Source organism: Pseudonocardia sp. ICBG1142 (assembly GCF_020496255.1).
Taxonomy (GTDB): domain Bacteria; phylum Actinomycetota; class Actinomycetes; order Mycobacteriales; family Pseudonocardiaceae; genus Pseudonocardia.
The window spans coordinates 363,816-389,772 of the sequence record NZ_JAHLJC010000031.1 but is presented as its reverse complement, the minus strand read 5'-3'; the positions used below and the strand labels follow the sequence as shown (position 1 = coordinate 389,772).

25 protein-coding genes are annotated in these 25,957 nt (G+C 75.0%); 11 read left to right on the top strand and 14 right to left on the bottom strand.

The genetic code is table 11. From position 1 onward, the window contains the following. The first annotated feature begins 32 nt into the window (after positions 1 to 32). Genes KPL59_RS26015 through KPL59_RS26005 form a run of 3 tightly spaced genes read left to right on the top strand, consistent with a single transcriptional unit; the run spans position 33 to position 3,502 of the window. Entirely contained in the window at positions 33 to 2,009 is a 1,977-nt protein-coding gene (locus tag KPL59_RS26015; protein WP_226362329.1) for an MFS transporter, read from the top strand. Further along, a complete protein-coding gene (locus KPL59_RS26010) occupies positions 2,002 to 2,628 on the top strand; it encodes a TetR/AcrR family transcriptional regulator (RefSeq protein WP_226362328.1) in 627 nt (208 codons plus the stop codon). The genes KPL59_RS26015 and KPL59_RS26010 overlap by 8 nt, the downstream gene beginning before the upstream one ends. A gap of 31 nt (positions 2,629 to 2,659) precedes the next feature. Further along, the gene (locus KPL59_RS26005; protein ID WP_226359179.1) at positions 2,660 to 3,502 is read left to right on the top strand and encodes an alpha/beta fold hydrolase; all 843 of its coding nucleotides are present in this window, start codon (positions 2,660 to 2,662) and stop codon (positions 3,500 to 3,502) included. Positions 3,503 to 3,561: 59 nt separating this feature from the next. On the opposite strand, the gene KPL59_RS26000 is transcribed toward KPL59_RS26005, so the two are convergent. Genes KPL59_RS26000 through KPL59_RS25990 form a run of 3 tightly spaced genes read right to left on the bottom strand, consistent with a single transcriptional unit; the run spans position 3,562 to position 6,336 of the window. Continuing rightward, positions 3,562 to 4,416 carry an ABC transporter permease gene (locus KPL59_RS26000; protein ID WP_226362327.1) on the bottom strand — a complete coding sequence of 285 codons (855 nt, stop codon included), beginning with the start codon at positions 4,414 to 4,416 and terminating at the stop codon, positions 3,562 to 3,564. Positions 4,417 to 4,420: 4 nt separating this feature from the next. Continuing rightward, positions 4,421 to 5,308: an ABC transporter ATP-binding protein gene (locus KPL59_RS25995; RefSeq protein WP_226362820.1), complete on the bottom strand. Its 888-nt coding sequence runs from the start codon at positions 5,306 to 5,308 to the stop codon at positions 4,421 to 4,423. Beyond that, positions 5,305 to 6,336 carry an ABC transporter substrate-binding protein gene (locus KPL59_RS25990; protein WP_226362326.1) on the bottom strand — a complete coding sequence of 344 codons (1,032 nt, stop codon included), beginning with the start codon at positions 6,334 to 6,336 and terminating at the stop codon, positions 5,305 to 5,307. The genes KPL59_RS25995 and KPL59_RS25990 overlap by 4 nt, the downstream gene beginning before the upstream one ends. Positions 6,337 to 6,553: 217 nt before the next feature. Between KPL59_RS25990 and KPL59_RS36045 the strand changes: the two genes are divergently transcribed. Beyond that, entirely contained in the window at positions 6,554 to 7,528 is a 975-nt protein-coding gene (locus KPL59_RS36045) for a hypothetical protein (protein WP_255677778.1), read from the top strand. Here KPL59_RS36045 and KPL59_RS25980 read toward each other — a convergent pair. From KPL59_RS25980 to KPL59_RS25950, 7 genes are all read right to left on the bottom strand, one after another. Next, positions 7,495 to 8,625, bottom strand: coding sequence for an amidohydrolase family protein (locus tag KPL59_RS25980; RefSeq protein ID WP_226362325.1), 1,131 nt, complete (start codon positions 8,623 to 8,625; stop codon positions 7,495 to 7,497). The two genes, KPL59_RS36045 and KPL59_RS25980, sit on opposite strands and share 34 nt — an antisense overlap. Further along, complete coding sequence (locus KPL59_RS25975; protein ID WP_226353421.1) at positions 8,622 to 9,062, bottom strand: Rieske (2Fe-2S) protein; 441 nt, start codon at positions 9,060 to 9,062, stop codon at positions 8,622 to 8,624. The genes KPL59_RS25980 and KPL59_RS25975 overlap by 4 nt, the downstream gene beginning before the upstream one ends. After that, complete coding sequence (locus tag KPL59_RS25970) at positions 9,059 to 9,511, bottom strand: aconitase X swivel domain-containing protein (RefSeq protein ID WP_020626400.1); 453 nt, start codon at positions 9,509 to 9,511, stop codon at positions 9,059 to 9,061. The genes KPL59_RS25975 and KPL59_RS25970 overlap by 4 nt, the downstream gene beginning before the upstream one ends. After that, positions 9,508 to 10,788, bottom strand: a complete 1,281-nt coding sequence (locus tag KPL59_RS25965; protein WP_226362324.1) for an aconitase X catalytic domain-containing protein — start codon at positions 10,786 to 10,788, stop codon at positions 9,508 to 9,510. The genes KPL59_RS25970 and KPL59_RS25965 overlap by 4 nt, the downstream gene beginning before the upstream one ends. 56 nt (positions 10,789 to 10,844) lie before the next feature. Further along, positions 10,845 to 12,152 (bottom strand): FAD-dependent oxidoreductase, encoded by a 1,308-nt coding sequence (locus KPL59_RS25960; protein ID WP_226362323.1) that lies wholly within the window; start codon positions 12,150 to 12,152, stop codon positions 10,845 to 10,847. An 85-nt stretch (positions 12,153 to 12,237) separates the two neighbouring features. After that, complete coding sequence (locus tag KPL59_RS25955) at positions 12,238 to 13,197, bottom strand: LysR family transcriptional regulator (protein ID WP_226362322.1); 960 nt, start codon at positions 13,195 to 13,197, stop codon at positions 12,238 to 12,240. 94 nt (positions 13,198 to 13,291) lie between these two features. Beyond that, positions 13,292 to 14,275, bottom strand: coding sequence for an AraC family transcriptional regulator (locus KPL59_RS25950; RefSeq protein ID WP_226362321.1), 984 nt, complete (start codon positions 14,273 to 14,275; stop codon positions 13,292 to 13,294). 82 nt (positions 14,276 to 14,357) lie between these two features. Between KPL59_RS25950 and KPL59_RS25945 the strand changes: the two genes are divergently transcribed. Further along, positions 14,358 to 14,792, top strand: a complete 435-nt coding sequence (locus KPL59_RS25945; RefSeq protein ID WP_075311844.1) for a pyridoxamine 5'-phosphate oxidase family protein — start codon at positions 14,358 to 14,360, stop codon at positions 14,790 to 14,792. Positions 14,793 to 14,805: 13 nt separating this feature from the next. Here the strand turns inward: KPL59_RS25945 and KPL59_RS25940 are convergent, their stop codons facing one another. Then, positions 14,806 to 15,384 (bottom strand): hypothetical protein, encoded by a 579-nt coding sequence (locus tag KPL59_RS25940; protein ID WP_226351037.1) that lies wholly within the window; start codon positions 15,382 to 15,384, stop codon positions 14,806 to 14,808. 315 nt (positions 15,385 to 15,699) lie between these two features. Between KPL59_RS25940 and KPL59_RS25935 the strand changes: the two genes are divergently transcribed. Further along, a complete protein-coding gene (locus KPL59_RS25935; protein WP_226351036.1) occupies positions 15,700 to 16,272 on the top strand; it encodes a L,D-transpeptidase in 573 nt (190 codons plus the stop codon). 89 nt (positions 16,273 to 16,361) lie between these two features. On the opposite strand, the gene msrA is transcribed toward KPL59_RS25935, so the two are convergent. Then, positions 16,362 to 16,874 carry a peptide-methionine (S)-S-oxide reductase MsrA gene (gene msrA, locus KPL59_RS25930; protein WP_020624599.1) on the bottom strand — a complete coding sequence of 171 codons (513 nt, stop codon included), beginning with the start codon at positions 16,872 to 16,874 and terminating at the stop codon, positions 16,362 to 16,364. Between the two features lie 125 nt (positions 16,875 to 16,999). Here msrA and KPL59_RS25925 point away from each other — a divergent pair, with 125 nt between their 5' ends. Together KPL59_RS25925 and KPL59_RS25920 are read left to right on the top strand one after the other, a co-directional pair. Further along, entirely contained in the window at positions 17,000 to 18,184 is a 1,185-nt protein-coding gene (locus tag KPL59_RS25925; RefSeq protein WP_226362320.1) for an acyl-CoA dehydrogenase family protein, read from the top strand. Between the two features lie 81 nt (positions 18,185 to 18,265). Continuing rightward, a complete protein-coding gene (locus tag KPL59_RS25920; RefSeq protein WP_226362319.1) occupies positions 18,266 to 20,869 on the top strand; it encodes an HAD-IC family P-type ATPase in 2,604 nt (867 codons plus the stop codon). On the opposite strand, the gene KPL59_RS25915 is transcribed toward KPL59_RS25920, so the two are convergent. Continuing rightward, positions 20,854 to 22,197 carry an AI-2E family transporter gene (locus KPL59_RS25915; RefSeq protein ID WP_226362318.1) on the bottom strand — a complete coding sequence of 448 codons (1,344 nt, stop codon included), beginning with the start codon at positions 22,195 to 22,197 and terminating at the stop codon, positions 20,854 to 20,856. The genes KPL59_RS25920 and KPL59_RS25915 overlap by 16 nt on opposite strands. Before the next feature lie 203 nt (positions 22,198 to 22,400). Continuing rightward, complete coding sequence (locus KPL59_RS25910) at positions 22,401 to 23,213, bottom strand: hypothetical protein (RefSeq protein ID WP_226362317.1); 813 nt, start codon at positions 23,211 to 23,213, stop codon at positions 22,401 to 22,403. A gap of 158 nt (positions 23,214 to 23,371) precedes the next feature. Here KPL59_RS25910 and KPL59_RS25905 point away from each other — a divergent pair, with 158 nt between their 5' ends. The 3 genes from KPL59_RS25905 to KPL59_RS25895 are packed head-to-tail and all read left to right on the top strand — an operon-like array spanning position 23,372 to position 25,805. Next, entirely contained in the window at positions 23,372 to 23,908 is a 537-nt protein-coding gene (locus tag KPL59_RS25905) for a dimethylamine monooxygenase subunit DmmA family protein (RefSeq protein WP_226362316.1), read from the top strand. Next, entirely contained in the window at positions 23,905 to 24,843 is a 939-nt protein-coding gene (locus tag KPL59_RS25900) for a PDR/VanB family oxidoreductase (protein WP_226351031.1), read from the top strand. Before KPL59_RS25905 ends, KPL59_RS25900 begins: the two co-directional genes overlap by 4 nt. Further along, positions 24,840 to 25,805 (top strand): heme-dependent oxidative N-demethylase subunit alpha family protein, encoded by a 966-nt coding sequence (locus tag KPL59_RS25895; RefSeq protein ID WP_226362315.1) that lies wholly within the window; start codon positions 24,840 to 24,842, stop codon positions 25,803 to 25,805. Before KPL59_RS25900 ends, KPL59_RS25895 begins: the two co-directional genes overlap by 4 nt. Positions 25,806 to 25,957: the final 152 nt, after the last annotated feature.

Here is a 25,957-nt window from a genome sequence, read left to right as displayed (position 1 = left end):
CACAGTCTGCATCTTTGCGTCAGAATCGTTGCGTGACGTCAACTACCCGCCCCGCGCGCACCCCCGAGGAGGCCGCGGCCCACCGCCGCGACGTACTGCTCCCCCTGACCGGCCTCCTGATGGCGCTGTTCGTCGGCGTGCTGTCCAGCACGATCGTGTCGAACGCGCTGCCCCGGATCCTGGGCGACCTCGGCGGGACGCAGGCCGAGTACACGTGGGTGGTCTCGGCGTCACTGCTGGCGATGACGGCCTCGACCCCGATCTGGGGCAAGCTCACCGACCTCTACTCCAAGAAGCTGCTGGTCCAGGCCGCGATCGGGATCTTCCTGGTCGGCTCGCTGCTCTGCGGGCTGGCGGTCTCCACCGGTCAGCTCATCGGCTTCCGGGTCCTGCAGGGCCTGGGCATGGGCGGTCTGCAGGCGCTGACCCAGGTCGTGATCGCGGCGATCATCACCCCGCGCGAGCGCGGCCGCTACATGGGCTACCTCTCCGGGATCATGTCGATCGCCGTCGTCGGCGGGCCACTGCTCGGCGGCATCATCGTCGACTCGCCGCTGGGCTGGCGCTGGTGCTTCTTCGTCGGCGTCCCGCTCGCCGCGCTGTCGCTGCTCGTGCTGCAGCGCACCCTGAACGTGCCCACCCCCGTCCGTGCCGACGGCGAGCGCGTCAGCATCGACTACCTGGGTGCCACCCTCATCGCCGCCGCGGTGTCGGCGCTGCTGCTGTGGACCTCGTTGGCCGGCAAGCAGTTCGCGTGGGCCTCGCCCACCTCGTTCGGCCTGATCGGCGCCGGCCTGGTGCTGCTGGTGGCCGCGGTCGTCGTCGAGCGACGGGCGAAGGACCCGGTCGTGCCGCCGTTCCTGTTCCGCGACCGCACCGTCGTGCTCGCCACCGTCGCGAGCCTCTTCGTCGGCGTCGCGATGTTCGGCTCCACGATCTTCCTGTCGCAGTACTTCCAGCTCGCCCGGGGCGCCACGGCCACCGAGGCCGGGCTGCTCACGCTGCCGATGATCGTCGGCATGTTCGGCGCGTCGAACATCGCGGGCCAGCTCATCAGCCGCACCGGCGTCTGGAAGCGCTACCTCGTCGGCGGTGCGGTCTCGCTGACCGCGGGCCTGTCGCTCGGTGCCGCGGTGATCTCCTCGACCGCGCCGTACTGGCTGGTCGCGGTCGCGATGGCGCTGGTCGGCATCGGCGTCGGCAGCACCCAGCAGAACCTCGTGCTCGCCGTGCAGAACACCGTCGCGCTGCGGAACATGGGCGCCGCGAGCTCCACGGTGACCTTCTTCCGCTCGCTGGGCGGTTCGGCCGGTGTCGCCGGGCTGGGCGCGCTGCTCGCCTCCGTGGTCGGCTCCCGGACCGCGGCCGGGCTGGCCGAGGCCGGCGTCGACGGCGGGGCGGCGGTCGGCGGCGGCCAGGTTCCGCACCTGGGCGACCTGCCCGAGCCGGTGCGCTCGATCGTCATGGAGGCCTACGGGCACGCCACCTCGATGATCTTCCTGGTGGCCGCGCCGCTCGCCGCACTGGCGCTGGTGGCGATCCTGGCCCTGCGCGAGGTGCCGCTGCGCGACACCCTCGACATCGAGAAGCCGGCCGACCCCGCTGCCGGGGCCACCGTCACCCCGGTCCCGCCGACCGGTCCGTCCGGTCCGGTGCTGCACGGGTTCGTGCGGGCCGACGGAGCCCCGGCGGGCGGTGCCGTGCTGACCGTCCTCGACCCCACCGGCGACGAGCTCGGCCGGACCCGCGCAGACGCCGACGGGCACTACCGCATCTGCGTCGCCACCGGGATCGTGTCCACCGTGTACCGCTGGGAGAGCCGCCCCGCCGCGCGCCGGGTCACCGTCGGTTCGGACGGGCTCCGCCTCGACGTCGACCTGCCGACCGGCACACCCGTCGACGGCCCCACCGACGGCATGGCAGGGACCGGCGGGCAACCGGGCCGCCACGAGCTCGTCTCGGTCATCGAGGCGCCCGAGCGCGAGCGGACCGGAGCCGACCGTGGCTGAGCAGACCGCCCCCGGGCGTCGCGAGCGCAAGAAGGCCGCCACCCGCGCCGCGCTCGCCGGTGCCGCGCTGCGGCTGTGCAGCGCCCGCGGGCTGGACGCGGTGACCGTCGAGCAGATCGCCGACGCCGCCGACGTCGCGCCCCGTACCTTCTTCAACTACTTCACCTCCAAGGAGGAGGCGGTCGTGGCGGCCAACGAGTCGGCGGCCGACACCCTGCTGACCGCGTTCACCGCCCGCCCCGACGACGAGCCGGTCACCGAGTCGCTGCGGCACGCACTGCGCGCCGTGGTCACCGACCCCGGCTACCTCGACCGGGTGCAGGCGCTGCGGGCGCTGCGCGGGCACCCGACGATCGTGGCGCACCAGCTGGCCGTGTTCGCCGCCCAGGAGCGGGCGCTGGCCGAGGCCGTCGTCACCCGGACCGGGTCCGACCCGGCCCGCGACCTCTACCCGACCCTGGCCGCGGCCGCCGCGGTGACCGGGCTGCGCGTCGCGGTGCAGCACTGGCTGGGCGACCACGGCGTGGACCCGCGCTCGCCGACGCTGCCCCAGCTGGTGGACGAGATCATGGCCGTGTTCGACGCCGGCCTGCGCACGCTGGCGGGGGTCCCGGCCTGACCCCGCGGGCGGCCGGGAGAGGATCACCGGCGTGCCCGTCACCATCGTCCTGGACCGTCCGGCCCCGGCCCCGCTGGAGCTGACCCTGCACCCGGTGCCCGACCCCGGTGCGCCCGTGCTGCTGGTCGTGCCCGCGATGGGGCTGCGGGCGTCGTTCTACGCCCCGCTGATGACCGCGCTGACCGACGCCGGTGTCGCCGCCGCGGTCACCGAGCTGCGCGGGCACCAGGCCCGCCCCGCTCCCCCGCCGGGACGCCGCAACGACTTCGGCTACGAGGACCTCGTCGGTGACCTCGCCGCCGCCGTGGAGGCGGTGCGGACCGCGCGGCCGGGCGCGCCGGTGTTCGTCGTCGGACACAGCCTCGGCGGGCACCTCGCCGCCGCCCATGCCGCACGGCACCCCGACCGCATCGACGGTGTCGCCCTGGTCGCGTCGGGCAGCGTCGCCTGGCGGGTCTGGGGGCTCGCGCACCTGCTGCGCACCCAGGCCGTCGTGGCCGCGTCGACGCTGATCGGGCACTTCCCCGGCGACCGGATCGGCTTCGCCGGGCGGGAGGCCCGCGGGCAGATGTGCGACTGGGGCCGGTGGGCCCGCACCGGGCGGCTCGCGTTCGGCACGCCGCGGGTCGACCACACCCCGTCGATCGCCGCGGTGCACCTGCCGGTTCTCGGGATCGGGTTCGACCGCGACGGGTTCGCCCCGCCCGCCTCGGTCGACGCGCTGCTGGCCATGTTCGGCGCGGCGACCCGGAGCCGCCACCACCTCGACGTCCCCGGGGCGCGCCCGCACATCGGGTGGGCACGCGAGCCGCAGGCACTCGCCGTCGTCGTGCCGGTGCTGACCGACTGGGCCCGCGGCGCCGCCGGGGCATGACCCCGGCGGCGCCGCCGTGCTCGGCAGCCGTGCTCGGGTCGCCGTGCCGCCGCGGCCGGTCAGACCCCGGTGTTCACCGACTCGTGCCACGGGATGACCAGGCGCTTCGCAGTCGTCACCATCATGTAGAGCAGCGACCCCAGCACCGCGAGCAGCACGATCACCGCGAACAGCCGTGGCGCGTCCAGGGCGTTGAGGCTCGACACCACGAGGTAGCCGAGCCCGGCGCTGCCGCCGAGGTACTCACCGACGATCGCGCCGATCACCGAGAACACGATCGCGACCTCGGCGCCGGCGAACACGTACGGCAGGGTCGCGGGCAGCTCCAGGTTCCGGAACGTCGCCCAGCGCGAGGCGCCCAGCCCGGTCATGACGTCGCGGTGCCCGCGCTCGACCGAGCGCACCCCCAGCATCACGTTGAGCATGATCGGGAAGAACGCGAGCAGCCCGGCCATGATGATCTTCGAGGTGGGGCCGAAGCCGAACCAGATCACGAAGATCGGCACGAACGCGACCTTGGGCACGACCTGCAGCGCGACCAGGGCGGGCTGCACCGCGCGGCGCAGCCACTCGATGCGCCCGAGCACCGCGCCGACGCAGACGCCCGCGACGAGCGCGGCGCCGAACCCGACGAGGACCTCCAGCAGCGTCACGCCGATGTGGCCCCAGATCTCCGGGTCGGCCAGCAGCTCCCCCAGCGCCCCGACGACGGCGGCCGGCGCGGGCAGGATGAACTCCGAGACCCCGACCACCGAGACGGTGAACTGCCAGACCCCCACGAGCAGCAGCAGGAGCACCGGTCCGGAGATCCACGGCAGGCGCCGCAACCACGGCGACTCCTTCTCCGGGCCGCCCGGGTCGGTCACGGGGGTGGCGGGGTCGGTCGCCGCGGCGGGCCGTTCGGTCGTGGTCATCGGCTCAGTCCTCCCGGTCCAGCTCGGTGCGCAGCCCGGCGACCAGCGCGCCGAACTCCGGTGTCGTCTCGGTCGCCGCGGACCGCGGGCGGGGCAGGTCGATCGCGGTGACCGACCGGATCCGTCCCGGGCGCGGGGTCAGCAGCACGACGCGGTCGGCCAGGAACACGGCCTCGGGGATCGAGTGGGTCACGAACACGACGGTGGCGCCGGAGACGGCGTGGATCTGCTGCAGCTCCAGGTTCATCCGGTCGCGGGTCAGGGCGTCCAGCGCACCGAACGGTTCGTCCATCAGCAGTACCGACGGGTCACAGGCCAGCGCGCGGGCGATCGCCGCCCGCTGGCGCATCCCGCCGGACAGCTCGCGCGGGTAGGAGTCCTCGAACCCGCCGAGGCCGACGGTGGCGCACAGCTCTGCGGCCCGGGCCCGCCGCTCGGCGCGCGGCACGCCACGCAGCTTGAGCGGCAGCGCGACGTTGTCGGTGATCGTGAACCACGGGAACAGGTTCGCCTCCTGGAACACCAGCCCGAACTCGGCGAAGACCGCGTCGTCGCGACGGCCGGCGGCCCAGGCGGGCCGGCCGCCGGCCTCGACGAGCCCCGCGGACGGGGCGAGCAGACCGGACAGGATCCGCAGCAACGTCGTCTTGCCGCAGCCCGAGCGCCCGACCAGCGAGACGAACTCGCCGCGGGCGACCTCCAGGTCGATCCCCGACAACGCGCGCACCTCGCCGCGCCGGGTCGGGTACACCTTGTCCACGCCGGACACCCGCAGGCCGACCGCGCCCCCGGTCGGGGCCGCCTGTGCGGTGGAGCGGATCGCCGTCTCCTGGGTCATGCTCGTCTCCTGCTCCGGTGCCGGGGACCGTCGTCGTGTCGTCGGGGTGCTCATCGGGTGCCCTCCGTGCCGTTGAGGCCGGCGTCGAGCCACTGCGCCGGGTCCTGGCCGGCGGGGACCTGACCGACCGAGGAGACCTCGTCGTAGGTGGCCTGCCAGCGCTGCGGGTCGATGCCGGTCGGGCCCCGGCCCGCGGCGTAGCCGTCGACGTAGGCGGCGAGCGCGGCGCGGGCGACCTCGGGCCGGTCCAGCGTCGAGACCTGGTACTTCGAGCCGATGAGCTGCATCGTCTCGGTGAAGCCGGCTGCCTCGTCGGCGGCGATGAAGGCGGTGGCGTCGGCGATCGCGGCCAGGTAGCGGCGCAGCTTGTCCTGCTCGGCCGGGTCGGCCGCGGTGGCCTTCGAGGTGGCGTAGATCTGCGACCCGGCGGAGATCGCGTCGTTGGGGTCGTAGACGACGGCCTCGGGCCGGGTCGCCTGCAGCAGCATCGCCGTGTCGAGCGAGACGATGAACGCGTCGACGCGGCCGGTGTTCACCAGGTCGAACACGCCCGGGCTGAGCCCGACGACCTGACGCCGCAGCTCGGCGGGGGCGATCCCGGCCGACCCGGCGATCAGGTCGAGGGTGATGGAGCTGGTGCCACCCTCCGAGGGCGTCCCGACGAACTTGCCGCGCAGCTGCGCGGCGTCGGTGATCGGCGCCCGCCGGGAGGAGACCAGGCGCAGCGGCCCGTCGTGCACCACCCCGCCGATCGCGACCAGCGGTGCGCCGCGCTCCCCCGCGGCGACCATCGTCTCGATGTCGCCGATCCGGGAGATCTCCGCGGACCCGGCGAGCAGGGTCTGGATGGCCGGCGCGGAGCCCTGCGTGGCCTCGAAGGTCACGTCGAGACCGTGGGCGGCGAAGAAGCCCTTGGTGTCGGCAACCATCTCGGCGGCGTAGCCGAGCGACTCCATCGGCAGGATGTTGAGGAAGGTGATCCGGTCGCGGCCGTCCTGGCCGCCGCCGCCCGACCCGCATCCGGCGAGGACGAGGCAGGCGGCGAGCAGGACCGCGGCGAGCCGGGTCGTCGTGCGGGTCATCGGGGGACCTCCGGTACGTGGTGGGTCGACGCGAAGGACGGCGACGGTGTGGCGGCGGTGTCCGGGCCGCGGTGCCACGCGGTGTCGGCGCCGCGGTACCACGCGGTGTCGCTGCCGCGGTACCACGCGGTGTCACTGCCGCGGTACCACGCGGTGGCGTTGCCGTGGCGGACCGCGGCCCGGGCGGCCGGGCCGCCCCGTCGCCGTGGCGGTGCGGGTGGTCACCGGCGTGGAGCAGGATCTCGGCGGCGCCGAGGACGTCCAGGGCGTCGCGCAGCTCGCCGGGGTCGCGTGGCAGATGGACCGGCGCGGTGGTGAACCGGACCTGCTCGCGGACGTACTGCGACGGCATCCGGTCCACCCACGGCACCTCGCGGCGGATGCCGCGCCACTCCTTGTCCAGCCGCCACAGCAGCGGCGGCAGCCAGGACGACCCGCACTCGGCGACGGTCACCCGCAGTCCGGGCAGCGCCCCGAGGGCGCCCTCGGCGACCAGCGACACCAGCTGGGACTGCGCGACCTGCCCGTGGGACAGGTAGTCCTGCAGGTAGGTGTGGGTGAACCCGGTCGTGGTCGGGGCGCTGCCGACCCGGCCCCAGGCGTGCAGGGTGACGACCAGCCCGGCCGCGGCGGCCGCGGCGAGGACCGGCCGGAACACCGGGTGACCCCAGCGCAGGTCGTGGCCGCGCACCGGGAGCAGCACCTGCACGAAGCGCGGGTCGTCCGCCCAGTGCTCGATCTCGGCGACGGCCGCCGCCGGGTCACCGAGCGGCACGGCGACCGACCCGCGGGCGCGGGGCTCGTGGTCGAGGAACCGCTGCGCGACCCAGGTGTTCACCGCCCGGCACAGGGCGGCCTCGAACGCGTGGTTGCGGCTGACGTCGAACGCGGTGGTGCAGGTCAGGATCGCCGTGGTGACCCGTCCGCCACCGGGGGCCGGGGGGTCGAGGACGGCGGCGCGCAGGGTCGCCACGTCGTGTGGAGCGGGGCCCTCGACCATCGCGGGCGGGTAGGCACCGGCCTGGACGGGGTCCACGCGCAGCGCGGCCCCCAGGGCGTAGTCGCGCCAGTAGGGGCTCAGCAGCGGCGAGAGGTCGGCGATCGAGGCCGGTGCGACGTGGGTGTCGGCGTCGAAGAACTCCTCGGCCGGCTCGGCGCTCATTCCTCGCTCCCGGTCAGGGTCAGGCCGTAGAGGCGGGCGGCGTTGGCGGCCGCCATCGGCCGGCGAAGCGCCGCGGGCAGCACCCGCAGCGCGGTGATCGGGTCGTCGAAGTCCCAGTGCGGGTAGTCGGAGGAGAACAGGATCCGGTCGGTCATCCCGGTCTGCTCCCAGGTCGTCGCCAGGTGCGCGGGCACCGGCGGCTCGTCGATCGGCTGGGTGGTGAACCAGACCCGCTCGCGCACGATCTCCGACGGGGGACGGGTCAGCCACGGCACGTCGTCGCGGCACAGCTCCCAGGCGTCGTCGAGGCCCCAGAGCAGCGACGGCAGCCAGGACACCCCGCCCTCGACGAGCACGAACTGCAGGTCCGGTACCGCGTCGAGGACGCCGCCGGCGACCAGCCCGGTCAGCGCGACCGCGACCGCGTTGCCGTACCAGGCGTGCTGCTCCAGGTAGAACGACGGCCAGCCGTCGCCGCGGTGGCCCTCGGTGCCGCCGAGGTGGATCGCGACCGGCAGGCCGTGCGCGGCGGCCGCGGCGTGGATCGGCCGGTACTTGGGGTCCGACCATGGCAGGAACGTGCCGCTGGGGAACAGGACCTGCACGAACCGCGGGTCGTCGGCGCGGCGCTCGATCTCGGCGACGGCCTCGGCCGGCGACTCGTGCGGGATGCAGATGCTGGCCCGCAGCCGCGGCTCGGGGTCGAGCCAGTCGGTGACGAGCACATCGTTGTACGCCCGGCACAGCGCCGCGGCGAACGCGGGCTCCTCGGCGCCCGCGGTGTGCCCCTGCATCGGGATCAGCACCCCGGCGACGACGTCGTAGGGGTCGAGCAGCTGGCTGCGCATCAGATCGAGGTCGCTGCCGGGCGGCCGGGCGGGGCCGCCGGCCGCGTCGGGGTGGGCGTCGCGGCGCATGCCGCCGTGCCGGACCCGGGGGTAGACCGCGGGCGGCGGCGCGCCGCGCAGCCCGAACCGGTGCAGACGGCGCCGCCAGGGCTCGGGCAGCGCGGCCGCGAGCCGGTCGGCGGTGACGACCGGGTGGATGTCGGCGTCGACGATCGGGGTCCGGGCGCGGCGCCGGGCCGGGGCCCGGGTGGTGGCCGTGGCGGAGTCGGTGGTGGTCATGACGTCTCCTCGGTGGCGGGGCGACGGCCGGTGTCGATGACCACCCAGCGGTCCTCGACGGTGACCTCGAAGGTCTCGGCGGTGTAGGGGCCGGGTGTCATCCCCGGCGGGCCCGGCTCGACCGACGCCGGGAGGCTGCGGGCGGGGGCGTCGCCGGGCTGGTAGGAGCGGCCGGTGCGCACGTCGTACTCCCAGCCGTGCCAGGGGCAGGCGACGAGCACGTGGTCGTCGTCGAGCCGCACGTCGGCCGGGCCGGTCGCCACAGGGGCCCCGGCGACGGAGCCGCGGCACAGCGGGCCGCCCTGGTGCGGGCAGTGGTCGGCGAGGGCGTAGTAGTCGTCGCCGACCCGGAAGACGCCGATCGAGCGGGTGCCCACCCGCACCACGCGGTGCTCCCCGGGGGCGAGCTCGTCGGCGGGGAGCACGGCGAGCCTCATGTCCCCTCCCCCGCCCGGTGCCCGTCCGCCCGCGCGAGGAGCTCGACGGTGCCCGCGGTGGCGTCGAGCCGGATGCGGTCACCGGTGCGCAGGACCCGCACCGGGTCGACGTCGAGGTCGGCCAGTGCGGGGACGCGGGTGACGACGGCGCCGAGCGCGGCCTTCGTCGTGGTGACCGTGAAGATCATCCCGAGTGGGGCGGTGCCGAGCAGCCGGGTGCTCTGGAAGAACGCCGACCAGCCCGAGGAGCCCTTGGCGCCGGGGAACACCAGGATCCGCCCGGTGAAGCAGACACCCTGCAGCGGGTGCCGGGCCTCGACGATCGTCCCGCTCGCCGGGTCGATGCCGCCCCACCCCGAGATCGTCTCCGGCGAGACCAGCGCCTCGCCGGTGACCACACCGGGGACCACGGTGCGGCCCCGCAGGACGGTGCCGACCGTCGCGGTCATCGCAGCTCACCCGACCAGCGACCGGTGACCGCGGCGTGCACGCAGTCCTCGGTGGTGCCGAACCACGCCTCGATCCCGAGGATCGCGGGCAGGTAGTGGGCCTGCTTGGCGGAGTCGGTGGCGAACACCCGCGTGCCCGGCGGGGCGAGGCGGGACATGGCCGGGCACGAGTCGGTGAGCACCTTCGCCCCGGCCGCCTCGATGACGGCGGTGTAGCCGCTGCGCTCGGCGACCGCGGCCAGCGCCCGCGGCGCCATGATCCACAGCGAGGTGCCGTCGTGCAGGCGGCGGCCGTCGAGGAGCCGGGCGACGTCACGGATCTGGTCGAGCGAGGCGTGCGGGCAGCCGAGCAGGACGAAGTCGACGGACCCGCTGGTGCCCTGGTCGTTGAGCCGGGCGTAGGTGGCGGCCCGCTCGGCGGCGCCGTAGACGACGGCGTCGACCGGGACGCTGCCGCCGAAGGCGGCCTCGACCGTCGGGGCCTCCGGGGTGACCCCGGGGACGTGGTACATCTCGACCCCGCCGGAGGAGGCGGCCGCGGCGCCGAAGTGCTTGAGGTCGGTGAGGTCGGGCAGGGCGAGGTCGCCGGTGACGACCGGGCGGGCCTCCTGCACGACCTCGCCGGTGAAGTAGCCGAGCAGCCCCCAGTCGAGGAACCCGCCGACCGGGGTGTCGACCCGGACCAGGTGGGTGCCACGGCGGTGGGCGTCGTGGTGGTTGCCCCAGCACGGGACGCGTCCGGTGAGGCTCGCCGCGCCGGTGGACGCGGTGCCCTCGCAGTTGGTGCGGGCGCCGAGCACGGAGTTGGCGTAGACGACCGCGGAGGACTCCATCCAGGCGCAGTGCTCGCCGCGGACCGGGAGGTTGCCGACCTGGTACGGCGTGCAGGTGGCGAGGATGGAGACGCCGCGACGGCCGTAGAAGGTCTCGGCGTCGGCCTGCAGCTCCACGAACTCCGCGGGGTAGGGCGCGACGGCGGCCGCATCGGCGCCGAAGCCCTGCTGGAGCTGGCAGGTGGGCACCGCCATCGGCGGGATCTCGTGCGTGGTGTCGCTGTCGAGGTTGATGACGGAGAAGGCGCGGTCCCAGCCGCCCTCGGCGACCAGCCGGGCCTTGAGCGGCGAGGGCTGGGTGGCGGTCCCGGCCACGTTGCGGACCGAGCAGAGCCGCTCCGCGTCCAGCGCCTCGGCGTAGCGGGTGAGCAGGTCCATCGCGGCGGCGACGGCGGGGCCCTCGGCCCCGTCGAGCATCCTGCGGTCGTCGTCGGTGAGTATCACGGAGCGCCTCCGGGCATCGTTGCCTGTCTCCTCGTGGTGGTGGCGGCGGGGCCGGGTCAGCCGTCGACGTTCTCCCGGATCCGGTCGGTGAGGGCACCGGCGGGCACGTCGTGCAGGCTGCCCGCCGGTCCGGCGAGGTCGAGGGCGTGTGCGGCGGCGTGGCCCATCGCCGCGCACGGGCCCATGACGCGCACGCTGGACAGGGCGGCGGCGTCGCCGTCGATGCAGCGGCCCGCGGCGACCAGGTTGGACGCGCCGGGCGGCAGCATCGAGCGCAGCGGCACGTAGTGCAGGTGGTCGGCGTCGAAGGTCTCCCAGACGTAGCCGTCGGGGCTGTCGTGCAGCTCGATCGGCCACGCGGTGCGGGCCACGGCGTCGTCGAAGCGGACCCCGGCGCGCACCTCCTCGACGGTCAGCTGGTGGACGGCGGCGATCCAGCGGGTCTGGCGACGGCCGGGCAGCCCGTAGGAGCGCACCGCGGCCTTGCCGAACACCTCGGGGAACTCCGCGCGCAGGAACTCGACGACCCGGTCGGCCTGCGCCTTCCCCTCCAGCTGGGCCTCGGCGGCGGCGAACGGGTCCAGCGGCGCCTCGATGTGGGTCATGTTGAGCACGGCGGTGTCGCGCCCCGGGAAGTAGAACGCCAGGCCGTCGCGGCGGAGCAGGCCGTAGTCGCCCGCCTTGGCCGCGACCCGCTCGGCGAGCTCGGCCGGCTCGGGGGCGGCACTGGCGTCGAGATGCTCGACGACGAGCTGCTGGCTGCCGTAGATCTCCCGGTCGGGCAGCCGGCACTCCAGGCCCGCGGCCCAGGCGAGCGCGGCGTCGCCGCTGGCGTCGACGAATCCGGACGCGGTGACGTCGACGGCGCCGTAGCGGGTGGCGAGGCGGGCTCCGAGGACACGGTCGCCGTCGCGCTCGACGCCGGTGAGGGTGGCGTTGGTGAGGACCCTGATGCCGTGGGCGCGGACGGTGTCCTCGACCCAGCGGCCCAGGCGCACCTCGTCGTAGCCGACGGTGAGGGTGTGGCCGGAGCGGCGGAACAGGTCGCCGCTCGCCTCGAGGTCGGGGAACAGGGAGTCGAACAGCCCGTGGGTCAGCTGCCGGAACTCCGGACCGTTGCCGTAGACCCCGCAGAACAGCCCGATCAGCGAGTTCACCATCTGCCCGCCGAGGACGGGGGCGGCGTCGACGAGGACGACGTCGCGGCCGAGGCGGGCGGACTCGACGGCGGCGGACAGGCCGGCGATGCCGGAGCCGACGACGCAGACGTCGGCGGTCACCGCGTGCTCGGCCGCGTCGTCGGCGCGCAGTGGGGCGTCCCGGGTCACGGTGTGGACCGGCAGGGGCGTCAGCGGGTGAGGCATGGCTCACACACTAGGAACGGCGCGCACCGTCCCGGAAATAGAACGTTCGCCTGCCGGACCATCGACCGGACGAATAGTGGCAGCTCTACAGGGTGGCCGACAGCTCGACGAGGAGCTCGCGCAACCACTGGTGGGCCGGGTCCGGGTCGAGGTCGGTGTGCCACCAGAGGCGCTCGCGGATCGGTCCGGGGTCCCCGGGGCAGGGCAGCACGACCAGCCCGAGGCCGTCGGCGACCTGGCGGGCGAGCCGCTCCTGCAGCAGCGCGACGCGGTTGGTGCCGACGACCATGTACGGCACCGACAGGTAGCTCTCGACCCGCACCCGGATGTCGGGCTCGACGCCGAGGCGGGCGAGCTGGCGGGTCATCGGCGCCGCCGCCGACATGCCCCGGTCCGGGGCGAACGGGACCACCCAGGGCATCGCGGCGAGCTCGTCGAGGTCCAGGGTCGGGTCCGGCCCGGCGGCGACCGGGTTGGCGGCGTCGACGACGCAGACCCAGCGGTCGTCGAACAGGGCGGTGGAGCGCAGCTCGGGTCGTTCGAAGCGGGCGGCGGGCGGGGCGATGAGCCCGTCGATGAGCCGGATGGTCTCGCCGATGTCGGCGGAGAACGACTCGCGGACCAGCCGTAGCCGCAGCTCGACGCCGGGGGCGCGCCGGGCCGCCGCCGCGGACAGCGCGGGCCCGAGGACGGCGACGGTGTAGTCGGCGACGAGCAGGGTGAACCCGCGCCGGGCCGTCGACGGGTCGAAGCCGTGGCCGGTGCCGAACAGCCGCTCGGCGGCCGAGCAGACGCCCTCCACCTGGTCGACGAGCTGCGCGGCGAGCGGGGTGAGCACGTAGCCGCCGGGATGGCGGGACAGCAGCTCGTCGTCGAAGTGACGGCGCAGCCGGGACAGGGCCGCGCTGGCGGGCGGCTGGGAGATGCCGATCCGGGCGGCGGCCCGGGTGACGTTGCGTTCACGCAGCAGCTCGCGCAGCGAGACGAGCAGGTTGAGGTCGAGGTTCGCCAGCCGGACCGACGGTGGGTGCGGCGGGACCGTCACGACCGGCCGCTGACAGCGACGACGACGGCGGTCACACCGGAGGTGCGGCCGAGGGCGCGGTGCAGGACGGCGACGGTGGTCACGGCGCTGCAGGCTAGCCGCTCACCCCGTCCGGAGCATCCGCCCGCTCGCCGGGCCGCCCACCTCGCGACCCGCCCCGGCGGAACGCGCTGGGGGTGACGCCGCGGACCCGGGTGAACGCCGCGCTGAAGCCGAACGGGTCGGCGTACCCGACACGGCGCGCGATGCCGGCCAGCGTCGCGTCGGGCTCGGCGAGCAGCAGGTCCGCGGCCAGGGTCATCCGCCAGCCGGTGAGGTAGGTCAGCGGCGGCTCGCCGACCCGGTCGGTGAACCGCTTGGCCAGCGTCGCCCGGGACACCCCGGTGGCGGCGGCGAGCCCGGCGACGGTCCAGGCCGCGGCGGGGTCGGCGTGCAGCAGCCGCAGCGCCCGCCCGACCACCGGGTCGTGCTGGGCGGCCCACCAGCGCGGGCGGCTGCCGTCGGCCCGGTCGAACCACTCGCGCAGGGTGCAGACCAGCAGCCAGTCCAGGAGCCGGTCGAGCACGACCTGCTGCCCCGGCGCGTCGACGGCGACCTCGGCGGCCACGTGGTCGAGCACCGTGTCCCCGCTGCCCCCGGCGCCGACCCGCAGGACCGGCGGGAGCGCGTCGAGCAGCCGGGCGCCGACCTCGCCCCCGGCCACGGAGGCCGCGGTGATCAGAGTGCTCGCGTCGCTGTCCGGTGCCGGCGCCGGGTCGCGCCAGCCGAGCCGGTGGCGGGTGCCGCCCTGCTCGGGCGTCGCGCAGTCCACACCGCAGACGATCGGCTCGGCCGGGGTGGCGACCTCGTCGACCACGTGGAACCCGGCGGGCCCGCGTACGACGGCGGTCTCCCCCGCGGTGAGCCGCACCGGGTCGGCGCCGGGCACGACGATCCACCCCGCGCCGGTGAGCAGCGCGCACAGGGTCAGCGGTGCGCCGTCGACGAAGTGCAGCGACCAGGGCGGGGTCAGGGTGGTGCTGCCGAACAGCGAGCCGTGCGAGCGCAGCCCGCGGACGAGGTCGCCGAAGGGGTCCACCGCACCGAGGTTAGACGATCGGACAGGAGATCCGGTGTCTCACCCATGTCGTCGTCCGCGTCGTGCTGGTGTCGTGGACGCCATGCCCACCACCGACATCCGCACGGCACTGACCGACGACGACCGCGCCTTCCTCGCCCGCCCCTTGCACGGCTTCCTCAGTGTCGCGGGCGGCCCGGTACCGCCGCAGCCCCGGCCGGTCTGGTTCGAGGCGACCGACGACGGCACGGTGCAGCTGTTCACCGGACCGGAGTCGCTGCACATCCGGCGCAGGCGGAAGGACCCGCGGGCCTCGCTCGTCGTCGCCGCTCCGGTCGGGGAGCGGGAGCGTTGGATCGCGGTCGAGGGCGGCACGACCGTCGAGACCGACGGGGCGCACGCGCTGGCGCAGCGTCTGGCGCAGCGCTACTGGGACCTCGACGACCCCACGCGGGCCGCGGACCTCGCGGCGATCCTCGCCGAGGACCAGGTGCGGCTGGTGATCCACCCCGAGCGGGTACGGCGGCTGATGTTCTGACGCGTCGCCCGGCTCAGGGGGTGCGGCGGCCCGACCACTCGGGCTCGACGGCGGCCCAGTCCTCCGCCCAGGCGCGGGCGAACGTGCGCCCGTTCCAGGCGAAGGCCAGCCGCCCGAGCACCAGTACCCCGCCGGCCCACCCGGCGGCGGTGAGGAACCCGGCCGCGACGGCGACCGTGACGGCGTCGGCCGGGGTCGACGGCGGCGGCGCCAGCCTGCCGTCGGCACCGACCCAGGCCGACACCCGGTCGCCGACGTCGTAGATGCCGGGCAGCGAGCTGCCCCCGGAGTGCGCCACGCCGTCCGGCCCGGTCCAGCTCAGCGTGAGCGACTGCTGCCCGGTCTGCAGGTCCCCGACCGCGTTCGCCCGCGCGGTGACCGTCGCCTCGACCGGCACGCGCTGCCGGGCCTCGACAGCCCCGCGTTCGAGCACCGTCCCGTGGGCCGCGGCACCGGCGAGCCACGCCACGGCGAGCCCGCAGGCGGCGAGCAGCCCGCACAGCACCGCGAGCAGGTCCTCGCGACGGGACGCCCGACGACGGAGCCGGTCGGCAGGTCCCGGCTCGGAGCCCGGACGGTCGGCTGCGCGCATCGTTCCTCCTGGGGTCGGTCACGACGGGGGCGTCCCCACCACCGCGGGTGAGGAGGCGATCACCGAGACCTACCCCCGTTATCGCGCCGTGACATCCCGTCGGGACGGAGATCACGCCCCCGGACGCCGGACGGTCCGCTCCCGTACCCCGGCGGTCGACCGGCCATCGGTCCGCCGCCGGGCCCGCCGCCCACCCGTTCGCCGTGCACCGCTGCCCACTCGCCGCCGCGGGACGCTCCCGCGCAACCGCGACATCCGGACGGGCGTCTGCCCTGTTGTCACCCGGGTGGGTGATCTGTGGCGTGGGAGGTGGGCATGTCCCGGACCGAGCGGCTCCGTCGCCGTCGCGGTGTGCTGGTGATCGGTCTCGTGCTCGTGGCCGGGGTGGGGCTGGGTGGGACCGCGATCGCCACCGCCGACCCGGAGCAGAGCCGGGTCGCGCAGCAGGCGCACGCCGAACCCGCGGCCCCGGGTACACCGTGCTCGGCGTCGGTGCGCGCCTGCGTGGACCTCGAGACGCGGCAGGCGTGGCTGGTCCGCGACGGCAGGGTCACCGGCGGCCCGTTCCCGGTCACCACCGGCGGCGAGGGGAAGGCCACCCCGGTCGGGCACTCGTTCCGGGTGTACCGCAAGGAGGCCGACCACCGCAGCGGCGAGTACCCGGGCCCGGACGGCCGTCCGGCGCGGATGCCGTGGTCGGTGTTCTTCGCCGACGGCGGGATCGCCTTCCACGGCGGGGACCTCAGCCGCGAGTCCGCGGGCTGCGTGAAGCTCCGCACCCGCGACGCCCGGCGGTTCTTCGAGACCCTGCAGGTCGGGGACAAGGTGCAGGTCGTGAACGGGTCGGTGGAGCGCCGGCACCGCGCCGAGGCCCGCAGCCACCTCTGAGCGACCAGAGCGAGGCCGCCCGGCGCACACGGGACCGGCCCGCGATGCGTGGTCGCGGGCCGGTCCGTACGTGCTGGGAACGGAGGGCCTCAGCCCGTGCTGGCCGTCCGCCGCGGCAGCACCCAGTTCGGGCGCGGGAAGTGGCAGGTGTAGCCGTAGGGGAACTTCTGCAGGTAGTCCTGGTGCTCCGGTTCGGCCTCCCAGAAGTCGCCGGCCGGCTCCACGTCGGTGGTCGCGCGGCCCGGCCAGAGCCCGGACGCGTCGACGTCGGCGATCGTGTCCAGGGCGACGGCCCGCTGCTCCTCCGTGGTGTAGAAGATCGCGGAGCGGTAGCTGCGGCCGATGTCGTTGCCCTGGCGGTCCTTCGTCGACGGGTCGTGGATCTGGAAGAAGAACTCCAGGATCTCGCGGTAGGAGATCCGCTCCGGGTCGAAGACGATCTCGACGGCCTCGGCGTGGTCACCGTGGCGCCGGTAGGTGGCGTTCGGGGTGTTCGGATCGCCGGAGTAGCCGACCCGGGTGGAGACGACGCCCGGACGCGCGCGCAGCAGCTCCTGGACGCCCCAGAAGCAGCCACCGGCGAGGATCGCGGTCTCGGTCATGGGGATGAACCTCCCTGTGTCGGGTCTCGGAACCTACAACGGTCCCACCGCCGCGGATGTTCCGTCGCACACGACCGGTCACCCCGGCGCGCGGGGTCCCCGGTCGATGACCGATGCTCGGTCGCATGGACGGGCAGAGCGCCGGGTCGGACACGGGGTTGAGCACCGAGGAGCGGGCGGTCGTGGAGACGGTGCGCGACTTCGTCGACCGGGACGTCCGCCCGGTGGTGCGGGAGCTGGAGCACGCGAACACCTATCCCGAGGGGCTCATCGAGCAGATGAAGGAGCTCGGGATCTTCGGGCTCGCGGTCCCCGAGCCGTGGGGCGAGGCGCCGGTCTCGATGCCCTGCTACGCCCTGGTCACGGCCGAGCTGGCCCGCGGCTGGATGAGCCTGGCCAGCGCGATGGGCGGGCACACCGTCGTCGCGAAGCTGCTGGTCGCCTTCGGCACCCGGGAGCAGCAGGACCGGTACCTGCCGCGGATGGCCACCGGTGAGCTGCGCGCGACGATGGCGCTGACCGAGCCCGGTGGCGGCTCGGACCTGCAGGCGATGACGACCCACGCCCGTCGCACGGACGACGGGTGGGTGGTGAACGGCGCCAAGACCTGGATCACCAACTCGCGGCGCTCGGGACTGATCGCGCTGCTGTGCAAGACCGACCCGACCGCCGAACCGCGCCACCGCGGCATCTCGGTGCTGCTCGTCGAGCACGGCCCCGGCCTGACCGTGTCCCGGGACCTGCCCAAGCTCGGCTACAAGGGGGTCGAGTCCTGCGAGCTGTCCTTCACCGACATGGCCGTCCCCGCCGACGCGGTGCTCGGCGGAGAGCCGGGACACGGCTTCGCCCAGATGATGAAGGGCCTGGAGACCGGCCGGATCCAGGTCGCCGCGCGCGCACTCGGCGTCGCCGACGCCGATCTGGCCGACTCCCTGGCCTACGCCCAGGAGCGGGAGTCGTTCGGCAAGCCGATCTGGCAGCACCAGTCGGTCGGCAACCACCTCGCCGACATGGCCACGAAGATCACCGCTGCGCGGACCCTGATCCTGCACGCCGCCCGGAAGTACGAGTCCGGGCAGCGGTGCGACATGGAGGCCGGCATGGCGAAGCTGTTCGCCTCCGAGACCGCCATGGAGGTCGCCCTCGACGCGGTGCGCATCCACGGCGGCTACGGCTACTCCACCGAGTTCGACGTCGAGCGGTACTTCCGCGACGCCCCGCTGATGATCGTCGGGGAGGGCACCAACGAGATCCAGCGCAACGTGATCGCCGCCCAGCTCGTCAAGCGCGGGGGTCTGCAGCGCTGGTGAGCGCTCAGCTCGCGCACAGCCGGCACACATCCCGGCCTGCCACGATCGCCGCACGGGGATCGACGGCGGAGAGGGGACGGTGTGACGACCGGGACCGTCCAGACGGCGCCCGACGACGGGCTGACCGCGGCGCAGGTCGCGGCGGCGCGCCGCGCGGGTAGGACGAACGCGCCGGTGAGCGCCGGGACACGCGGCTACGGGCGGATCCTGCGCACCAACGTCTTCTCCTTCTACAACACGATCCTGTTCGCGATCGGGCTGGCCCTGTTGGTGCTGGGTCGCTACGGCGACGCCCTGACCAGCGTGGGGCTCGGCCTGGTCAACGCCGTCGTCGGGGCGGTGCAGGAGATGCGCGCCAAGCGGAAGCTGGACCGGCTGCAGCTGCTCGACGCCGCGGAGGTCACCGTCGTGCGCGACGGTGTCGAGCAGCGGGTCCCGGCCGCCGACGTCGTCGTCGGGGACGTGCTGGTGGTGCGGGCGGGCGAGCAGGTCGTCGTCGACGGGCCGGTGCTGACCGGGCGGGCCGAGGCCGACGAGTCGCTGCTCACCGGCGAGTCCGACCCGGTCGTCAAGGATCCCGGCGACCTGCTGCGCTCGGGCAGCCACTGCGTCGCCGGGACCGCTCGCCAGCGCGCGACCGCCGTCGGCGTCGACAGTTACGCCGGCCGGCTGACGCTGCAGGCCCGCGCGGACACCACCGAGGCGACACCGCTGCAGCGGCGCATCGACTTCGTCGTACGGCTGACGATGGTGCTGGTCGTCCTGATGAGCGGCGCGATCCTGGCCCAGGCGTTCCTGGAGGGGTTCTCGCTGCTGCGGGTCGTGCAGATCACCGCGGTGCTGTCCGGGCTGGTCCCCTACGGCCTGTTCTTCCTCATCGCCGTCGCCTACACCCGGGGTGCGGCCCGGCTCGCCGGGCGCGGCGCCCTGGTCCAGCGGGTCAACGCGGTGGAGGCGGTCACCCACGTCGACGTCGTCTGCACCGACAAGACCGGCACCCTGACCACCGGCGCGCTGCGCCTGGACCGTGTCGACCCGCTCGACGGGACCGAGCCGGGCCCCGTGCTCGCCCGCTTCGCGGCCTCGGTGACCGACCCGAACCCCACCACCGCCGCACTCGCCGCCGCGCTGCCCGGCGCCCCGTCCGAGCTGCGCGACGAGGTCCCGTTCACCTCGTCGCTGCGCTGGTCCGGGCAGGTCACCACCGACGGCGAGGCGTTCGTGCTCGGCGCCCCGGACGTGCTCGCCCCGCACCTGGGCGACCCGGACGCCGTCGCCGACCGGGTGGCGGCACGCGCCGCCGCCGGGCTGCGGGTGCTGCTGCTGGCCCGGTCCGCGCGGCCGGCTGCCGGGCTGCGCGGCGACGACGGCCGTCCCGCCCTGCCCGACCTGGTCCCGGTGGCGCTGGTGGCGCTGTCGGACGAGCTGCGTCCCGGCGTCGCCGACGCCCTGGAGCGGTTCGCCGCGGACGGGGTCGCGGTGAAGGTGCTGTCCGGCGACGACCCGCGCACCGTCGCCACGCTCGCGGCGCAGGCCGGGCTCGACGTCGGCGAGCCGGTCGACGGGTCGGCGGTCGCGGAGCTCGCTGACTTAACCGAGTCCAGCGACTCCGCCGACAACACTGCCGACTCCGCCGACTCCGCCGACAACACTGCCGACCGCCGGGCCGCGCTCGACGCGCTCGTCGCCCGGACCACGGTCTTCGGGCGGGTCGCCCCGGAGCAGAAGGAGCGGATCGTCGCGAGCCTGCGCCGGGGCGGTGCGCACGTCGCGATGCTCGGCGACGGCGTGAACGACGCGCGGGCACTCAAACGGGCCCACGTCGGCGTCGCGATGCGCAGCGGTTCGGCGGTGACCCGCGACGTCGCCGACATCGTGCTCGTCGACGACTCGTTCGCCGCGCTGCTGCCGGCCCGCACCGAGGGACGCCGGATCGTCGACGGCATCGCGGTGTCGATGTACGTGTTCCTCACCCGGGTCGCCACCCAGGGCCTGGTGATCATGGCCGTGACCATGCTCGGGCTCGGGTTCCCCTACTCCCCCACCCAGGTCGGGCTGACGTTGCTGACCGTCGGCGTGCCGACGCTGTTCCTGACGCTGTGGGCGACGCCGTTCGAGCCGGACCCGGACCTGCTGGGCAACCTCGCCCGCTTCGTGGTGCCGGCCTCGGTGGTGACCGCGGGCGCGGGGACGGTCGTCTACACGCTGCTCTACCAGGGCATCCTGCAGGGCTTCACCAGCGGGCGGACCCCGGAGCAGGTGATCGCACAGTTCCAGAGCTACACCGGGCTGACCTACGGCACCGACGCCGACTTCGCCGAGGCGGCCGCGACGCTCGGCGCGCAGACCGGGCTGTCGACGTTCGTGGGGCTGGCGTCGTTCGTCCTGATCCTGTTCCTGCTGCCACCGCACCGGTTCCTCGCGGCGTGGACGGCGCCGGTGCCCGACCGTCGCCCGGCCTGGCTGGTACTGGGCCTGACCCTGGTGTTCGCGGGCGTGGTCGGGACCCCGGCGCTGTCGTCGTACGTCGGGCTCACCGGCGCGGAGCCGCCGGTGGTCCTGGTCGTGCTGCCGACCCTGGTCTGCTGGTTCGCCGTGATGTGGGTGGTGCTCCGGTTCCGGGTGATGGACCGGCTGCTGGGGACCGACCGGCTGCCCGGGCGAGTCGGTCAGCCGCCGTCCTGACGAGCCGAGTCCGGCGGCGCGGGCACGGAACCGTCCCCGGGGCCGCTCCCGGCGCCCTCCGTCTCCCGGTCCGGGTCTCCCGCCGTGGAGGTGTCGGCGGGTGCCGCGTCGTGGGCGGCGGCGACCGGCGGGCCCGCGGCGGCGATGTCGTCGACGCGAGAGAAGCGGCGGTCCCGCAGGTCGATCTGCTCGCCGAGGTAGCGCAGCAGCACCGCGACGACGGCCGCGACCGGCACCGCGAGGAACGCGCCGGCGATCCCGGCGAGCGAGCCGCCCGCCGTCACCGCCAGCAGCACGACCGCGCCGTGCAGCTTGAGGCTCTGGCCCTGCAGAAAGGGCTGCAACACGTTGCCCTCGATCTGCTGCACCGCCACGACCAGCACCACCACCGCGACCGCGGTGCCGAAACCCTGCGTGACCAGCGCGATGAGGACCGCCAGCGAGCCCGCGACGACCGCACCGACGATCGGGATGAACCCACCGATGAAGGTCAGCACGGCCAGCGGCAGCGCCAGCGGGATCCCCAGCAGCACCAGGCCGATGCCGATGAACACGGCGTCGATGAGGCTCACCAGTGCCTGGACGCGGATGAACCCGCCGAGGACGTCCCACATCCGGCGCAGCACCTCGGCGATGTGCCCGCCCGCGCTGCGCCCGGTGATCGAAGTCAGCCACGGCAGGAACCGCGGCCCGTCCTTGACGAAGAAGAACGTCAGCACCAGGGCCAGCACCAGCGAGACCAGTCCGGACGCGACGGTGGACACCCCGGTCAGGACGCCGCCGGCGATGGAGGTCGCGCTCTGCTGCAGCTGCTGGGTGACCTGGGTGATGATGTCGCCGATCTGGCTCTCACCGAGGTTCAGCGGCGGACCGGAGATCCACTGCTGGATCTGGCCGAGCGCCGCGATCACGCCGGAGGTGATCTGCTGGGTCTGCCCGGCGATCGACGGCGCGATGCCCACGAACAGGCCGGTCACCGCGGCGATGCCGACGAGCAGCACCACCGCCGAGGCGGCCGCGGGTGGGAAGCGCCACCGGATGAGCAGCGCCGCGGGCGGACGCAGGACGGTGGCCAGCAGGATCGCGAGCACCACCGGCCAGACGACGACCCACAGCATGCCGGTGACGTAGCCGAGGATGACCAGCCCCAGGGAGATCAGCGCGACCCGCAGGCTCCACGCCGCCACCCAGGTGAGCCCGTTGCCGATGACGGTGCCGCGGCTCGCGGCCCCGGCCGTCGGCGACGGGTTCAGCAGTCCGCCCTCCGCCGGGTCCCGCCGCGCCCCACCGTCCTCGGCACGCGCGGCCGGTTGCGCCCCCGAATCCATGACCCACTCCGTTCGTCCCGGTTGACCTGCGGCGGGAACCCTAGCGGCGCAGGGGCTCCGATGCCCGCCGCAACGACACGCCACGCCCGTGCGTCGCGGACGGAGGGGCTCTCGGAGGTCGTGGAGCACTGTCCACAAGGGGCCCGCGAAGCCGATGGAGGGTCGCGGCGGCGCGGACGCACCGGGCGCGGAGTGCCCGCCGGTCAGCCGCCGGACAGCAGCGTGAGCCGGTCGGCGACCGCGCCCAGCTGCGAGCTCATCCCGTTCAGCTCCCGGGCCGCGTCGCCGAGCAGTCCGGGGTCGCCCAGTGACGCCCCCGCGATGCAGTGCCGGGCGGCATCGGCGCCCGCGGCGAGCCCGCCTTGCCAGTACGTCTGGGCGACGGCGTCGGGGATCGCCGGGTACGCCTGGGCGGAGGCGACCTCGTCGCGCAGGCCGCGGCAGGCCTCGACCAGGGCCGGGATCCCGCCGTCCGACCCTGCCCGGGCGATGTCGCGCAGGGCCCCGGTGATCGCGGTGACGTGCACCTGGCCGCCCTCGGCGCGCCAGTCGCCGACCGCGGCCGTCGCCGTGGCGGCGTCCTCGATCCCGCGACCCGCCGCCCCCGCGGCGCCGACGACCACCGCGAACACGACGAGCATCCCCGCGATCGCGCCGGCCAGGCCCGCACCGACCGCCAGCGGACGACGGCGGCGCGGCAGCAGCGCGGTCGGGAACCCGGGCAGTCTCCCGTCGGTGCCGGGCCCGGCCGCGGGCTCGACGACGACCGGGACCGGGGTGAACCAGGGCCGCTCGGGCGCCGGGGCGGGCGGCGCAGGGTGCGCGGTGCCGTCCCGGGGCGCCGGGACCGTCGTCCACCACGGACCCGCGCTGTGCGGCTCGTCGGTGTCCGGCCGGGTCACGGAGTCCGGCCGGGTCACGGCCTCGGCCCGCGGGGCGCCCCGCTGCGCCGGGACGGCGATCGTGGGCGGGGTCTCACGCAGGGCGTGCCGCGGGCGGTACGGCGTGCCGTCCATGACGTCCCCCTCTCCGACGTGCGGGCGCTTCACGCAGTCCATCGCGCCGGCGCCGAGATCGTGACCGACTCGGCGACAGTTTCACCAGAAATGGCGACCTACGCATTCGCTGGGCGCCATGTGGTGTTCACGCGACGCCCGTATGATCACTCTCCGTCATGCCCGACCCCGTCCGCCCGCTGCGCACCGGCGCGGCCGCACCGTCCGTGCACGTCGCACCGGAGTGGACCACGGTGCCGCGTTACGCCGGTCCGGCCGAACGCGGCGGGTCACCGCACCTGGTCGTCGTCTGCGGCTCCGCGCCCGCTCCCGACCTCGGGCCCGCCGACCGCCTGGTCCGGCTCCCTGCCGGCGCGGACGCCGCGACGCTGCTCGACCGGGAGCTCGCGACGCTGGTCACCGGCACCCGGATCCTGGTCACCGGGCCCGAGGCGCTCGTGCAGGCCGTGCGCGCCGCAGCGCTGCACCGTGGAGCCCTCGACGAGGAGCTCGTCCTGGTCCCGACCGACGTCGCCCACGCCACCCGGGAACGGACGGTGCACTGCGCACACTGCCACCAGCACGTCGTCGTGCACGCCGCCGTCGGGGACGCCGTGGCCTGTCCCGGCTGCCGGGTCGTGCTGCACGTCGCCGGGCACCACTCGCGCCGGCTCGGGGCGTTCCTCGGCGCACCCACCCCGCAGCGGGCGCCGTGACCCGGCCCGGGGTGCACCTGCGGGTCGTCGCGGTCACCGACGCTGCACCCGACGTCCGTTCCCTGGAGTTCGCCGCCGCGCCGGGGACCGGACCACTGCCCGCGGCGCCGCCCGGCGGCCACATCGGCATCGAGTGGGCGCCGGGCCGCTGGAACTCCTACTCGCTGACCGCGCCGTCCCCCGCACCCGACCGCTGGCACGTCTCGGTCGCGCGGCGCCCGGACTCCCGTGGCGGCTCGGTGTGGGCGCACGGTCTCGCCCCGGGTGACGCGGTCGTGGCGACGACGCCGCGCAGCTCGTTCCCGCCGGTCGACACCGCGCGCCACCACCTGCTCGTCGCGGGCGGGATCGGGGTGACCGCGGTCCTGTCCCACGCCCGCTGGCACGCGTTCTGGGGGAACCCGTACACCGTGCTCACGGTGCAGCGGCCCGGTCCCGCCCCGCACCGCGACGCGCTGCGCGCACTCTGCGGGGACCGGCTCGTCGAGGCGACCGGCCGCGTCGAGGCCCGGGCCGCGCTGGAGCGGCTGCTGGGCACGGCACCGTTCGGCAGCCACGTCTATACCTGCGGCCCGCCCGGCCTGATCGCCGCGACCGCCCGGACCGCCCGCGCCGCGCACTGGGTCGAGGCCCGCATCCACGCCGAGGCGTTCGTCGGCGAGCCCGAGCCCGGCACCCCGTTCCGCGCGGTGCTGCGCCGCAGCGGCCGCACGGTCGAGGTCGGTGCCCACGAGACCCTGCTCGACGCCGTGCAGCGAGCCGGGGTCACTGCGCCCGCGATGTGCCGGCGCGGGGTCTGCGGGGAGTGCGTGACCCCCGTCGTCGACGGCGGGGTCGAGCACCGCGACACGGTCCTGACCGCCGACGAGCGCGCCGACCGGATGGCGCTCTGTGTGTCCCGCGCCGCCGGGGCGACACTGGAGCTGGATCTGTGACCGGCGTCGACGACTACCCGTTCCCGCTGCCGCACCCGACCTACCGGATCCGCGCGAACGTCGAACCGGCCGGCGTGGAGCGCCGCACCGAGGCCGGCTCCTGGGGCGCGCGGATCCTGCACGACGGCCCGGACCGGCCCGCCGTCGCCGCCGAGCGCGCGTCGATCCTGGACCGCGAGTCCGCCCGGTTCGTCGCCGCGCCGCACGCCCGCGCGTCCTGCTGGGACGCCTGTCTGTACCTGCTCGGTCGGCTCGCCGCCGAGCAACCCGGCACCTGCACCCTGACCCGCACCCCCGGCAGGGCCGGCGGGTGGCGGTTCCGTGATACGGCGACCGGCACCGACCGGGAGTTCGTGTTCGGCGACGACGCCACCCTCCCCGAACACCCGTTGCGCTGGGTGTCCCGGCTCGTCGCGGAGGACGTGGTCGTGCTCGGTGCCCGCGACGACGCGCTGTGGCTCGACGCCGGTGCCGTCGCGTTCGCCTCCGTGTGGTCGATCGGGTTCGACGCCGGCATGAGCTTCCGGGAGCTGCACGGACCGGTCCCCGGGAACGGACCCGGCGGCGTGTTCGAGCGCGCCGAACGCTTCCTGCTGCGGCTGCACCCCGGCGAGGCCTACCGCCGCCTGAACTGGGGTTTGCAGCCCGACGACCACCGCGACCTGTCCCTCGACGCCGCCCCGCACTGGCAGCCCGCCCGGACCCGGCTCGATCTCACCGACCCCGGCCGACAGATACATCTGCGCACCGAGGTGCAGCACCTGGTGCGGCTCCCGCTGACCGGGGCGGTGCTGTTCCTGATCGGGATCCGCCTGCTTCCGCTCGACGGGGTCGCGCAGGTCCCGGCCTGGCGCAGCCGTCTCGCGTCGGTCCTGGAGACGCTGCCGCCGGAGGTCGCGGAGTACAAGGAGCTCGAGCCGCTGGCCTCGATCGCCGCGGGGTGGCTGCGCGCCCAGTCCTGACCAGGGCCGCCCCCGCCCGGGGTCGCCCCGCCCGAGATCGCCTCCTGCCCGGGATCGCCTTCCTGATCGGGATCGCCTCCTGACCGCGCCTCATGACCGGGGGCGCCTGCGGTGGTCGCGGTGGGCGTCCGCGCGCGTTCCGCGGAACGCAC

Bases quoted from the DNA above. Each gene is read 5' to 3' on its own strand.
- KPL59_RS25990 (WP_226362326.1), bottom strand. From the start codon at position 6,336: ATGACCCGCACGACGACCCGGCTCGCCGCGGTCCTGCTCGCCGCCTGC.
- KPL59_RS25970 (WP_020626400.1), bottom strand. From the start codon at position 9,511: ATGACCGCGACGGTCGGCACCGTCCTGCGGGGCCGCACCGTGGTCCCC.
- KPL59_RS25905 (WP_226362316.1), top strand. From the start codon at position 23,372: ATGCCCGACCCCGTCCGCCCGCTGCGCACCGGCGCGGCCGCACCGTCC.
- KPL59_RS25975 (WP_226353421.1), bottom strand. From the start codon at position 9,062: ATGAGGCTCGCCGTGCTCCCCGCCGACGAGCTCGCCCCCGGGGAGCAC.
- KPL59_RS25995 (WP_226362820.1), bottom strand. From the start codon at position 5,308: ATGAGCACCCCGACGACACGACGACGGTCCCCGGCACCGGAGCAGGAG.
- KPL59_RS25960 (WP_226362323.1), bottom strand. From the start codon at position 12,152: ATGCCTCACCCGCTGACGCCCCTGCCGGTCCACACCGTGACCCGGGAC.
- KPL59_RS25925 (WP_226362320.1), top strand. From the start codon at position 17,000: ATGGACGGGCAGAGCGCCGGGTCGGACACGGGGTTGAGCACCGAGGAG.
- KPL59_RS25910 (WP_226362317.1), bottom strand. From the start codon at position 23,213: ATGGACGGCACGCCGTACCGCCCGCGGCACGCCCTGCGTGAGACCCCG.
- KPL59_RS25980 (WP_226362325.1), bottom strand. From the start codon at position 8,625: ATGACCACCACCGACTCCGCCACGGCCACCACCCGGGCCCCGGCCCGG.
- KPL59_RS25940 (WP_226351037.1), bottom strand. From the start codon at position 15,384: ATGCGCGCAGCCGACCGTCCGGGCTCCGAGCCGGGACCTGCCGACCGG.
- KPL59_RS25945 (WP_075311844.1), top strand. From the start codon at position 14,358: ATGCCCACCACCGACATCCGCACGGCACTGACCGACGACGACCGCGCC.
- msrA (WP_020624599.1), bottom strand. From the start codon at position 16,874: ATGACCGAGACCGCGATCCTCGCCGGTGGCTGCTTCTGGGGCGTCCAG.
- KPL59_RS25915 (WP_226362318.1), bottom strand. From the start codon at position 22,197: ATGGATTCGGGGGCGCAACCGGCCGCGCGTGCCGAGGACGGTGGGGCG.
- KPL59_RS26000 (WP_226362327.1), bottom strand. From the start codon at position 4,416: ATGACCACGACCGAACGGCCCGCCGCGGCGACCGACCCCGCCACCCCC.
- KPL59_RS25935 (WP_226351036.1), top strand. From the start codon at position 15,700: ATGTCCCGGACCGAGCGGCTCCGTCGCCGTCGCGGTGTGCTGGTGATC.